Genomic DNA, 10,957 nt, shown 5'->3' with positions numbered 1-10,957 from the left:
GCGAGCACGTCCCGCACGGCCGTCGAACGCACCTGCGCGGCCGGGGCGGGACGGCTCACCGACGGCTCGGCGAGCACCAGGCGCCCGGTGAGGGTGACGGTGCCTGGTGGCGCGGCGGGCACCGCGGACGGGCTGTCCGGGTCGTCACCGGCCGGGATCCAGCCGCGGTCGACGACGAGCACGGTCCCGTCCGCTGCGGTGAACGGCACGAGCACGTGGTAGACGCCCTGGCCGTCGACCGTTCGCCCGCGCAGCAGCACGGTGGAGGGCGGCTCGTAGCGGCCGGTGACGGTGACCGTGCGCCACTGCTGGTCGGCCGTGAGGGTGCCGCCGGGACGCAGCACCGCCTCGATCGGCACGGCGGGGGCCTGCCAGTTGCGCTCGACGGTGGCGATCGCGGCGTCCTTGGCGACGTGCCGGTGCCACTGCCAGCGGCCGAGCAGCACGCACGTGGTCGCCACCACGAGTCCGACGAGCGCGATGGCGGCAGGCCGGCGCCACCGGCTCATCGGGCGTCGAGACCCGCCGGCTCGTCGTGCACGAGGGTGTCGACGTCGACCACGTCGCGCAGGAAGCCGCGGGTGTCCAGGTACTGCGAGAGGTGCTCGACGTGCTCGGGGCAGGCCAGCCAGACCTTGCGACGGGCGGGGGTGTGCAGCGCCGGGTTGTTCCACAGCAGTCCCGAGGTGGCGGTGGCGCCGCAGCGTCGCGCCGAGCAGACGAGGTCGCCGACGGTGTCCGGGACGGGCTCGGTGGTCATCGAGGCTCCTGGTCAGGGGGTGGACCGGCCGGCAGCAGACGGGCGGTCGTCGGGGTGAGGGTGCCGCGGCGCTGACCGGCGGCGTTGGCCGCGAGCACCGCGACGTAGGGCAGCACGGTGGCCGCGACCATGAGCGCGATGCACACCACGACCGGCACCTTGCCCCACACCAGCACGGCGGCGACGAAGCACACGACGCGCACGCTCATCTGCAGCAGGTAGCGGCGCTGGCGGCGGCCGAGGTCGTCGGTGAGCGGCGGGCGGGCCGTGGTGATGGACACCGGGTCGCCCGACGGTTCGGACGGCCCCGGCGGGGGGCCGGCGATGCGGCCGGTGCTCACCGGGTGATGGTAGTCGCGCCGCCTGCGGGTGGCCTGTGAGGCCGCCGGCCGCCGGCCGTTCGTGGGGACCGGGTTGTGCAGGTCCGACAAGGGAGGGCCACGAACTCGTGCGCGCCCGTCGTCGGGGTCCGGGAGACCGTCGGCTAGCGTCGGATCTCGTGCCTGACACCTCCACGACCTCCGCCCCTGCCCGCAGCATCCTGGTCACCGGCGCGAGCCGGGGGATCGGCCGAGCGATCGCCGAGCGCTTCGTCGCCCAGGGGGACCGGGTGGCCACGCTGCACCGGTCCGGCGAGCTGCCCGCGGGCGTGCTCGGCGTCCCCGGTGACGTGCGTGACACGGCCGCAGTCGACGCGGCGTTCACCGCGATCGAGGCCGAGCAGGGGCCCGTCGAGGTGGTCGTCGCCAATGCCGGCATCACCCGTGACGGGCTGCTCATGCGGATGTCGGACGAGGACTTCGCCGATGTGCTGGACACCAACCTCACCGGCGCCTTCCGGGTGGCGCGGCGCGCCAGCACCTCGATGATCCGGGCGCGTCGCGGGCGGATCGTGCTCATCTCCTCGGTCGTCGGGATGTACGGCGGCGCGGGCCAGACCAACTACGCCGCGTCGAAGTCGGGGCTCATCGGGCTGGCGCGGTCGATCACGCGTGAGCTGGGCGGACGTGGCATCACGGCGAACGTCGTGGCGCCGGGCTTCATCGACACGGCCATGACCCAGGACCTGCCCGACGACGTGAAGGCCCGGTACCTCGCCGCGATCCCGGCCGGCCGGTGGGGACGCGCCGAGGAGATCGCCGACGTCGTGCAGTTCCTCGCCTCACCTGCCGCGGCCTACATCAGCGGTGCCGTCATCCCGGTCGACGGCGGCCTGGGCATGGGCCACTGACGCACCCGGTCCGGACCACGGCGACCTCCCTCGGGTGACATCGGGGAGGTCGCCGTGGCGAGCCGCGCTGGGGGTCTGAGACGGCCGTGGCGCCGTCGCCGGGGTGCCACGATGGGGGGATGAGCTCACCCCGCCGGCTGGTCCTGCTGCGTCACGCCAAGGCGGAGGCCAGCGCCGGTCCGGACCACGCCCGTCCGCTGGCCCTGGCCGGGCGGCGGCAGGCCAGCGCTGTCGGCGCCCAGCTGCTCGCTGAGGGGCTCGTCCCGGATCACGTGCTGTGCTCCTCGGCGCTGCGCACCCGGCAGACCTGGGACCTGCTGCGTGCGGCCCTCGGCCCGGCCGCCGAGCAGGTGAGCGTCGACGTGCGCGAGGAGGTCTACGACGCCGGGGTGCCCGAGCTGCTCGCGCTGCTGCAGGAGGTGGGACCGGCCGTCGCGACCGTGCTCGTCGTCGGGCACGAGCCGACGATGTCCGCCGCTGCGGCCCGGCTCGCGGGCCGCACCTCGGCGCCGCAGGTGCTCGACCGGGTCCGGCTCGGGGTGCCGACGGCGGCCTGGTCGCTGCTGGAACCGGCGGGGGACTGGCAGACGCTGGCCGCCGGGAGCGCCCGGCTCACGGCGCTGCGCGTGCCCGCCTGACGGGCGAGCGTGCGGGGTGCCGGTCGGGCATCCACCCGGCGGCGCCCGCCTGACGCGGCGCCGTCAGCGGTCCAGCAGCGGGAGCAGCGCGTCCAGCCGGCCGCTGATGGTCGCATCGGCTGCGGCAGCCACCACCGGCTTGGCGTCGAACGCGACGCCGAGCCCGGCGAGCTCGATCATCCCCAGGTCGTTGGCGCCGTCGCCGACCGCCACCGTGTCGGCCAGCGGGATCCCGGTGGCCGCGGCGTAGTCGCGCAGGGCGGCCACCTTGGCGTCGCGGTCCACGACGGCCCCGAGCACCCGGCCGGTGAGCACGCCGTCGTGCACCTCGAGCCGGTTGGCGCGTGCCATCGTGATGCCCAGCCCGGCCGCCAGCGGGGCGACCACCTCGAGGAACCCGCCGGACACCAGCCCGACCGGCCAGTCGCGGCGCGCCAGCTCGGCGAGCAGCTCGGCGGCGCCGGGGGTCAGCACCAGCTGGGCCCGCACATCGTCGAACACGCTCACCGGCAGCCCGGCCAGGGTCGCCACCCGCGCGTGCAGCGAGGCCGCGAAGTCGAGCTCGCCGCGCATCGCCGACTCGGTGATCCGCGCCACCTGCTCGCGGGAGCCGGCGTGCTCGGCGAGCAGCTCGATGACCTCGTGGGTGATGAGCGTGGAGTCCACGTCCATCACGACGAGCCGGCGACGGGCGGTGCTGGTCACGGTCCGGCAGCGTACCTGGGCCGGGTGAGCGTCCCGTCGCCCGCTCAGGAGGTGATGACCGTCCCCTTGGGCACCACCGTGATGCCGGACTCGGTCACCGTGAACCCGCGGGCGCGGTCGTGCTCGTGGTCCAGGCCGATCCGGCACCGCTCGGGCACGACGACGTTCTTGTCGATGATCGCGCGGTGGATGTGCGCGTACCGCTCCACCTGCACGTCGTCGAACAGCACCGAGTCGGTCACCTGCGCCCAGGAGTGCAGGTTGATGCCGGGGGACAGGATCGACCCGGACACCGTCGCCCCGGAGACCACCGTGCCGGGGGAGACGATCGAGTCGGCCGCGTGCCCGAGCCGGCCGGGGCCGGCGTGCACGAACTTGGCCGGCGGCAGCCCGATGTACCCGGTGTAGACCGGCCAGGCGGTGTTGTAGAGGTTGAACACCGGCTCGATCGCGATGAGGTCCTGGTTCGCCTCGAAGAAGGCGTCGAGAGTACCGACGTCCCGCCAGTAGTCCCGGTCGCGCGGCGCCGAGCCCGGCACGTCGTTGCGGATGAAGTCGTAGACCCCGGCGGCGTTGCGGGCCACGAACCGGGGCACGATGTCGCCGCCCATGTCGTGCCGGGAGTCCGGGTCGTCGGCATCGGCCGTGACCGCATCGACGAGCGCGGCGGAGTCGAAGACGTAGTTGCCCATCGAGGCGAGGACCTCGCCGGGGGAGTCGGCCAGCCCGATCGGGTCCGACGGCTTCTCCCGGAACGCGGTGATGCGTGTCGGGTCGTCGGCCGCGGTCTCGATGACGCCGAACTCACCGGCCAGCTCGATCGGCTGCCGGATGCCGGCGACGGTCAGCCCCGCCCCCGACTCGATGTGCGCGTCGACCATCTGGGAGAAGTCCATCCGGTACACGTGGTCGGCGCCGACGACGACGACGATGTCCGGGCGCTCGTCGTCGATGATGTTGAGGCACTGGTAGATCGCGTCCGCCGAACCCAGGTACCAGTGCTTGCCGACCCGCTGCTGCGCCGGTACGGCGGCGACGTAGTTGCCCAGCAGGGCGGACATCCGCCACGTCTTGGACACGTGCCGGTCGAGGCTGTGCGACTTGTACTGGGTGAGCACGATGACGTGCAGGTATCGGGAGTTGATGACGTTCGACAGGGCGAAGTCGACGAGGCGGTAGATGCCCCCGAAGGGGACCGCAGGCTTGGCCCGATGGGCCGTCAGCGGCATGAGTCGCTTGCCTTCCCCACCGGCAAGGACGATGGCCAGGACGCGCGGCGTTGCTCGCATGGCCCGACAGTAGCGGCAGGGGCCGCAGGTCACACGGGCGGCACACCCGGGGCGCGCTAGCGTGTGCGCGCCAGCTGGCCCACAACGTCGGGAGGGACCGTGCGCGTCGACCTGGTCACCAGGGAGTACCCGCCTCACGTCTACGGCGGTGCGGGGGTGCACGTCGCCGAGCTCGCGCGCGTGCTGCGCACCGCGATGGACGTGCAGGTGCACTGCTTCGACGGGCCCCGCACCGAACCGGGGGTGCACGGCTACACCACGCCGCCCGAGCTGGCCGCCGACCCGGTGCTCGCCACGTTCGGCGTCGACCTGCAGGTGGTGGCCGGGATCGGGGCGATCGACGGGACCCCCGAGCTGGTGCACTCGCACACCTGGTACGCCAACCTCGCCGGCCACCTGGCGGCGCGTCGCTACGGCGTACCGCACGTGCTCACGGCGCACAGCCTCGAGCCGTTGCGCCCCTGGAAGGCCGAGCAGCTCGGCGGCGGGTACGCGCTGTCGAGCTGGGCCGAGCGCACCGCGTACGAGGGCGCCGACCGCGTCATCGCCGTGTCCGCGGGGATGCGTGCGGACATCCTGCGGTCCTACCCGTTCGTCGACCCGGACGACGTGGTGGTCGTGCACAACGGGATCGACCTGGACGGCTGGCGCCGGCCGACCGAGCCCGACGAGGTCGCGGCGGCCGACGGCACGGTCCGCGCGCTCGGCATCGACCCGGACCGGCCGGCGGTCGTCTTCGTCGGTCGGATCACCCGGCAGAAGGGGCTGCCGTACTTCCTGCGCGCGGCCGAGCGGCTGCCTGCCGACGTGCAGGTGGTGCTCTGCGCGGGCGCCCCGGACACCCCGGCGATCGCCGAGGAGGTCTCCGGGCTCGTCGCCGCGCTCGCCGAGCGCCGCAGCGGCGTCGTGTGGGTCGAGCGGATGCTGCCGCGTGCCGAGCTGGTCGCGGTGCTCGCGGCGTGCACGGTGTTCGTCTGCCCGTCGGTCTACGAGCCGCTGGGCATCGTCAACCTCGAGGCGATGGCGGTGGGGCTGCCCGTGGTCGCGACCGCCACGGGGGGCATCCCCGAGGTCGTGGTGGACCAGGAGACCGGCATCCTGGTGCCGATCGACCAGGTCCAGGACGGCACCGGGACGCCGCGTGACCCCGAGGGGTTCGTCGCGGACCTGGCGGCGGCGCTCACCGCGGCGGTCGGTGACGTCGACCGGGCCCGGACCTGGGGGCAGGCGGGTCGTCAGCGCGCCCAGGACCACTTCTCCTGGGACGTGATCGGGGAGCGGACCGCCCAGGTCTACCGGGACGTGCTCGCCGGCTGAGCCGCCAGGCCCGGGTCAGGGCGCGGGGCTGGTGGCGACGAAGGTGGTCGCCGCCGACAGCGCCCGCCGGGCCGCGCGGTCGATCTCGCGCAGCGCCGTCGACCGCTGGTCGGCGACGAACACCGAGGGGCTCGGCACCGGGTCGGCCGCCGCGAGCGCGACGATGGCCCGCACCCGGGCGGCCGTGCCGAGCATCCGCACCCGGGGCCCGGACAGCCGGGACGGGAGCTGGTGGGTCGGCAGCGCCGCGTCGCGGACCCGCTCGACCTGCTCGCCGACCGGCGACCAGCGCGCGACGTCGAGCTGGACCAGTGCCTCGGTCGCCTCCGCCAGTCCGGCCTGCAGCGCCCGGTCCGCCTCCTGCGGGGTGCCGATCTCACCCTGTACGGCCCGGCGCCAGTCGAGCACGGGTGTGACCAGCCAGGACACGTGGTGACCGGGCTCCAGCTCGGAGCCGAACCGGCGCACCCGCGGCACGAGGGCGCGGCACCCGTCCGTGCTCCGCAGCAGCGTGGCCTCGCCTGCCTCGATCGCCTGCGTCGCGACGCTCGGCCCCAGACCCACGGGGTCGCCGGGTATCGGCAGCACGCAGGCGACGTCCGGGCCCGGTGCGCCGCCCGCGGGGGCCAGCAGCGGTGCGAGGTACTCGGTGAGCGAGATCGTCCGGCCCTCGACCTGCACGGTGTGCGGCTCGTCGTCCCCCTGGACGGCGCGCACCGCGGCGACCGTGTCACCGCCGGCACCGAGCCAGGCGGCGAGCACGGCCGAACGGGGCAGGGTCAGCGCGGTGGCCACGACGCACGACCCTATCCGGGCGCCGGTAGCCTCCCGCCATGGCTGCGCACGGGCAGGACCTCCTCGTCCTGCGGGACGACGACCCGCAGGTGGCCGTGCTCCTGGACGCCGGGGCCCGGGTGGTGGCCACGTCGTGGGGTGCCGTGCTGCACGTGGCCGAACCGCCACCGGCCGACCTGCTCGCGCGGCTGGACCGGCACGTGGACCGCGCCCGACGGGCCGGTGCGCAGGTGGGCGAGCTGGACGTCGGGCGGGCCGGTGAGCTGCTCACGCTCCAGGAGGCCAACCGGGCCGACTACTCCCAGGACCCGTCGATGGCGCTGCCACCGGCCGACGTGGCGGCCACCCGCGCGCAGTGGGACGACGGCGGCCGGGTGTTCGGCGCGCATGTGGAGGGCCGACTCGTGGCGGCGACCGTGATGCGGGTCCAGGCGGACCGCGCCGAGACGCTGTTCACGAGCGTCCTGCGGACCCACCGTCGCCGTGGTCTGGGTGCGGCGGTCAAGGCGTGCGGTGTGCGGACGCTCGTCGACGTGGGGGTGCGCACGCTGCGCACGGGCGGGGCCGGCGACAACCTGGCCTCGCTGGCCGCCAACCGCGCCCTGGGCTACGTGGTCGACGAGCACTGGCTCACGCTGGTCCGCTGAGGCTCAGCCCACGGCGTGCACCGGTGCCGGCAGGGGCGTGCCCGACATGTCGCGGCGGGGGTCCGGCTCCGGCAGGTCGAGCGGCTGACCGCCCGACCCCGTCGCCGTGGCCGGTGCGGCGCCGACCCACGCCAGGATGAGGGAGTCCTCGCCCTTGCGGAACCGGTGCGAGCGCACCCCGCCGGTCGCCCGACCCTTGGGAGGGTAGGCGTCGAACGGGGTGACCTTCGCCGCCCCCGCCTCGGTGCCGGGCAGGGCGTCGCTCGACCCGGCGACCGTGACGACCTCGGCCGGGCCGTCGCCGCTCACGACACCGGCGAACACCACCCGGGCGCCCGGGGCGAGCCTGATCCCGGCCATGCCGCCGGCGGTCCGCCCCTGCGGACGCACCTGGTCGGCGGGGAAGTGCAGCAGCGAGGAGTCCGAGCTGACGAGCACCACCTCGTCCTCGTCACGCGCATGGGCGACGCCGACCACCTCGTCACCGTCCTTGAGCGCGATGACCTCCCACTCGTCGCGGTTGGTCGGCACATCGCCCGGGACCACCCGCTTGACCACACCGCCGGCGGTGCCGAGCAGCAGCGGCGGGTCGGCCGGGGTGAGCCCGGCCAGCCCCAGCACCCGTTCGCCGCGCTCGAGCGTGACGAGCTCGCTCACCCGCGCGCCGCCCGACAGCGACGGACGGTCGGAGGTCGGCGGCAGCGCGGGCAGCTCGACGACAGGCAGCCGCAGCACCCGGCCACGGGTGGTCACCACCCCGATCTGGCCGCGCGCCGTGGTCGCCAGACCGGCGACGAGCACGTCGTGCTTGCTGCGGCGCCCGTCCCGGGTCGGCGGGGCGTCGTCGGCGGTGCGGGCCAGCAGACCGGTGGCCGACAGCAGCACCCGGCACGGCGAGTCGGCGATCTCCAGCGACGCGGGGGCGCTGCCGCGGGTCGGGGCGGCCGCCGCGGTGGCGGTGCCCCCGGCCGACTCCAGCAGCACGGTGCGCCGCGGCGTGCCGTAGGTCGCGGCGACCTCGGCCATCTCCTGCGACACGGTGGTGCGCAGCAGCAGGTCGTCGGCGAGCAGCGCCTCGAGGGCGGCGATCTCCTCGACGAGCTGGTCGCGCTCCTTCTCCAGCTCGATCCGGGAGTACCGGGTCAGCCGCCGCAGCCGCAGCTCGAGGATGTACTCGGCCTGCTTCTCCGACAGGTCGAACACCGACATGAGCCGGGCCCGCGCGACATCGGCGTCGTCGGCCGCGCGGATCACTTGGATGACCTCGTCGATGTCCAGGATCGCGACGAGCAGGCCCTGCACCAGGTGCAACCGCTCGCGGCGGCGCTCCAGGCGGTAGCGCGAGCGCCGACGGGTCACGTCGAGACGGTGCTCTACCCACACCGTGAGCAGCTCGTGCAGCCCCAGCGTGCGCGGCTGACCCTCGACGAGGGCCACGTTGTTGACCGAGAACGACTCCTCGAGCGGCGTGTGCCGGTAGAGCTGGGCGAGCACCGCCTCGGGCTCGAACCCGGACTTGACCTCGATGACCAGGCGCAACCCGTGGTGCCGGTCGGTGAGGTCGACCGCGTCGGCGATGCCGACCAGGCGCTTGGCCTGGACGCCCTCCTTGATCTTCTCGATCACCTTCTCCGGGCCCACCATGTAGGGCAGCTCGGTGATGACGATGCCCTTGCGTCGGGGGGTCACGTTCTCCACCCGCGCCGTCGCACGTGTCCGGAACGCCCCGCGGCCGGTCGCGTACGCCTCGCGCACCCCGTCCAGGCCGACGATGGTGCCGCCGGTGGGCAGGTCCGGGCCCGGCACGAACCGCATGAGCTCGTCGAGCGAGGCCTGCGGGTGTAGCACGAGGTGGCGCGCCGCAGCGACCACCTCGACGAGGTTGTGCGGCGCCATGTTGGTCGCCATCCCGACCGCGATCCCGGTCGCGCCGTTGACCAGCAGGTTCGGGATCGCGGCGGGCAGCACCTCGGGCTGCATGAGCTTGTTGTCGTAGTTCGGCACGAAGGTGACGACGTCCTCGTCCACCCCGGCCGTCATCGCGAGGGCGGCCGGCGCCATCCGGGCCTCGGTGTAGCGCGGTGCTGCGGGCCCCTCGTCGAGCGAGCCGAAGTTGCCGTGCCCGTCCACGAGCGGCAGCCGCAGCGCGAACGGCTGCGCCAGGCGCACCATCGCGTCGTAGATCGCGGCGTCGCCGTGCGGGTGCAGCTTGCCCATGACGTCGCCGACCACGCGCGAGGACTTCACGTGCGCACGGTCCGGGCGCAGCCCCATCTCGCCCATCTGGAACAGGATCCGACGCTGCACCGGCTTGAGGCCGTCGCGGGCGTCGGGCAGCGCACGGGCGTAGATGACCGAGTACGCGTACTCCAGGAACGACGTCTCCATCTCCGCGGAGACGTCGATGTCGACGATGCGTTCGGCGACGTCGGTCGGTGGGGTCTGCGGACCCCTCGGACGGCGGGCCATGCGACTCCTCGCGACTCTGGTGGCGGCCGGGGGTGCCCGGCGCGGCGCCCATTGTGGACCCGGCGGCGGCCTCGGGCCTGCACGCCACGCTCCGGACCGGCGACATCGTGGGCGCCGTCGCGGGTCGTTGGCGGGGCCGCGGGCGGACCGTCCGGCTACGCTTCGCCCCATGGCAGCCGGTGCGGTGCCGGACCGTGCGACGACGGACGGTCCCCAGGACGAGGACGCCCCCGCCTACCCCGCGTGGTGGGAGGCGGACGTCGTGCTGTACGACGGCACGACGACCCGGCTGCGCCCGATCCGGCCCGATGACGGCGAGGCGCTGCAGGCCTTCCACACCGGGCAGTCCGAGCTGTCGGTGTACCTGCGGTTCTTCGCCCCGCTGGCCCGGCTGCCGGAGGCCGACCTCGTGCGGCTCACGCACGTCGACCACGTCGACCGGGTGGCGTTCGTCGCGGTGACCGGCACCGGCACGGCCGAGCGCATCGTGGGCGTCGGCCGCTACGACCGTGTCGACGCCGAGACCGCCGAGGTGGCGTTCACCGTGGCCGATGCGCTGCACGGCAAGGGCCTGGGGTCGATGCTCCTCGAGCACCTGGCCGCGGCGGCCCGGGAGCGTGGCGTGCGGCGGTTCGTCGCCGATGTGCTGCCGCAGAACTCCCGGATGATCGCAGTGTTCCGCGACGCCGGGTACGAGGTGCAGCAGCGCACCGAGGACGGGGTGGTGACCGTCTCGTTCGGGATCGACCCGACGGACCGCTCGCTCGCGGTGATGGCGGCCCGTGAGCACCGGGCCGAGCAGGTCTCGATGCGCGGGCTGCTCACCGCGCGGTCCGTCGTCGTCGTGGGCCCGGGGCCGGGCAGCTCGTCGCGGGCCGCGCTGCACGCGGCGATGGCCCACCGGGTGGCGCAGTCGTTGCGCGCCGACCCGGCGGTGCGGGTGCATGCCGTCGGGGTCGACGACGTCGGCGACGAGGTGGGGTCGCTGGTCAGCGGGTCGACGAAGGACCGGTCGATCTTCAGCTCGTCGATCGGCAGGTCGCGCAGGTAGGCCAGCGAGGAGTAGCCCGACCCGAAGTCGTCGATCGCGATGCGGACGCCGTCGT

12 protein-coding genes and 1 pseudogene are annotated in these 10,957 nt (G+C 74.4%); 5 read left to right on the top strand and 8 right to left on the bottom strand.

The features are described from left to right. The 3 genes from F2B26_RS11470 to F2B26_RS11460 form a co-directional block, all read right to left on the bottom strand. Window positions 1-509, bottom strand: a 509-nt coding sequence (locus F2B26_RS11470) for an SURF1 family protein (RefSeq protein WP_201292713.1), incomplete at its 3' end; no start/stop codon positions are given. Then, on the bottom strand, window positions 506-760 hold the full coding sequence (locus tag F2B26_RS11465; protein WP_159809457.1) for a hypothetical protein: 255 nt from the start codon (window positions 758-760) through the stop codon (window positions 506-508). The genes F2B26_RS11470 and F2B26_RS11465, both read right to left, overlap by 4 nt. Continuing rightward, a complete protein-coding gene (locus F2B26_RS11460) occupies window positions 757-1,101 on the bottom strand; it encodes a DUF3099 domain-containing protein (protein WP_235929627.1) in 345 nt (114 codons plus the stop codon). Before F2B26_RS11460 ends, F2B26_RS11465 begins: the two co-directional genes overlap by 4 nt. A 158-nt stretch (window positions 1,102-1,259) precedes the next feature. Between F2B26_RS11460 and fabG the strand changes: the two genes are divergently transcribed. Then, a complete protein-coding gene (fabG, locus tag F2B26_RS11455) occupies window positions 1,260-1,991 on the top strand; it encodes a 3-oxoacyl-ACP reductase FabG (protein WP_159809455.1) in 732 nt (243 codons plus the stop codon). Window positions 1,992-2,110: 119 nt separating this feature from the next. Continuing rightward, window positions 2,111-2,629 (top strand): SixA phosphatase family protein, encoded by a 519-nt coding sequence (locus F2B26_RS11450; RefSeq protein WP_159809452.1) that lies wholly within the window; start codon window positions 2,111-2,113, stop codon window positions 2,627-2,629. A 63-nt stretch (window positions 2,630-2,692) separates the two neighbouring features. On the opposite strand, the gene serB is transcribed toward F2B26_RS11450, so the two are convergent. Continuing rightward, window positions 2,693-3,334 carry a phosphoserine phosphatase SerB gene (gene serB / locus F2B26_RS11445; protein WP_268891103.1) on the bottom strand — a complete coding sequence of 214 codons (642 nt, stop codon included), beginning with the start codon at window positions 3,332-3,334 and terminating at the stop codon, window positions 2,693-2,695. 44 nt (window positions 3,335-3,378) lie between these two features. Then, on the bottom strand, window positions 3,379-4,623 hold the full coding sequence (locus F2B26_RS11440; RefSeq protein WP_159809450.1) for a glucose-1-phosphate adenylyltransferase: 1,245 nt from the start codon (window positions 4,621-4,623) through the stop codon (window positions 3,379-3,381). Between the two features lie 99 nt (window positions 4,624-4,722). Between F2B26_RS11440 and glgA the strand changes: the two genes are divergently transcribed. After that, window positions 4,723-5,940 (top strand): glycogen synthase, encoded by a 1,218-nt coding sequence (gene glgA / locus F2B26_RS11435; protein ID WP_159809448.1) that lies wholly within the window; start codon window positions 4,723-4,725, stop codon window positions 5,938-5,940. A 15-nt stretch (window positions 5,941-5,955) separates the two neighbouring features. Here glgA and F2B26_RS11430 read toward each other — a convergent pair whose 3' ends face one another. Further along, window positions 5,956-6,735, bottom strand: coding sequence for an Rv1486c family protein (locus F2B26_RS11430; RefSeq protein WP_159809446.1), 780 nt, complete (start codon window positions 6,733-6,735; stop codon window positions 5,956-5,958). A gap of 38 nt (window positions 6,736-6,773) precedes the next feature. On the opposite strand from F2B26_RS11430, the gene F2B26_RS11425 reads away from it, so the two are divergent. Next, window positions 6,774-7,382 carry a GNAT family N-acetyltransferase gene (locus F2B26_RS11425; RefSeq protein WP_159809444.1) on the top strand — a complete coding sequence of 203 codons (609 nt, stop codon included), beginning with the start codon at window positions 6,774-6,776 and terminating at the stop codon, window positions 7,380-7,382. A 3-nt stretch (window positions 7,383-7,385) separates the two neighbouring features. Here F2B26_RS11425 and F2B26_RS11420 read toward each other — a convergent pair whose 3' ends face one another. Continuing rightward, window positions 7,386-9,851 carry a DNA gyrase/topoisomerase IV subunit A gene (locus tag F2B26_RS11420; RefSeq protein ID WP_159809442.1) on the bottom strand — a complete coding sequence of 822 codons (2,466 nt, stop codon included), beginning with the start codon at window positions 9,849-9,851 and terminating at the stop codon, window positions 7,386-7,388. Here F2B26_RS11420 and F2B26_RS17665 point away from each other — a divergent pair. Next, window positions 9,733-10,902, top strand: a complete 1,170-nt coding sequence (locus tag F2B26_RS17665) for a GNAT family N-acetyltransferase (protein WP_328698674.1) — start codon at window positions 9,733-9,735, stop codon at window positions 10,900-10,902. The genes F2B26_RS11420 and F2B26_RS17665 overlap by 119 nt on opposite strands. Here F2B26_RS17665 and F2B26_RS17660 read toward each other — a convergent pair. Then, window positions 10,884-10,937: pseudogene (locus F2B26_RS17660) on the bottom strand (hypothetical protein); the annotation flags it as partial. The gene F2B26_RS17665 and the pseudogene F2B26_RS17660 overlap by 19 nt on opposite strands. Between the last annotated feature and the right edge of the window lie 20 nt (window positions 10,938-10,957).

The sequence above is a fragment of the Cellulomonas citrea genome (assembly GCF_009829685.1).
GTDB lineage: Bacteria > Actinomycetota > Actinomycetes > Actinomycetales > Cellulomonadaceae > Cellulomonas > Cellulomonas citrea.
The sequence above is the reverse complement of the archived record's forward strand: the minus strand, read 5'-3'. Positions and strand labels throughout refer to the sequence as shown.

What these genes read in the sequence shown, in the direction of transcription:
- F2B26_RS11465 (WP_159809457.1), bottom strand. Translation starts at nt 760, where the DNA reads ATGACCACCGAGCCCGTCCCGGACACCGTCGGCGACCTCGTCTGCTCG.
- F2B26_RS11450 (WP_159809452.1), top strand. Translation starts at nt 2,111, where the DNA reads ATGAGCTCACCCCGCCGGCTGGTCCTGCTGCGTCACGCCAAGGCGGAG.
- F2B26_RS11440 (WP_159809450.1), bottom strand. Translation starts at nt 4,623, where the DNA reads ATGCGAGCAACGCCGCGCGTCCTGGCCATCGTCCTTGCCGGTGGGGAA.
- F2B26_RS11425 (WP_159809444.1), top strand. Translation starts at nt 6,774, where the DNA reads ATGGCTGCGCACGGGCAGGACCTCCTCGTCCTGCGGGACGACGACCCG.
- F2B26_RS17665 (WP_328698674.1), top strand. Translation starts at nt 9,733, where the DNA reads ATGACCGAGTACGCGTACTCCAGGAACGACGTCTCCATCTCCGCGGAG.
- F2B26_RS11420 (WP_159809442.1), bottom strand. Translation starts at nt 9,851, where the DNA reads ATGGCCCGCCGTCCGAGGGGTCCGCAGACCCCACCGACCGACGTCGCC.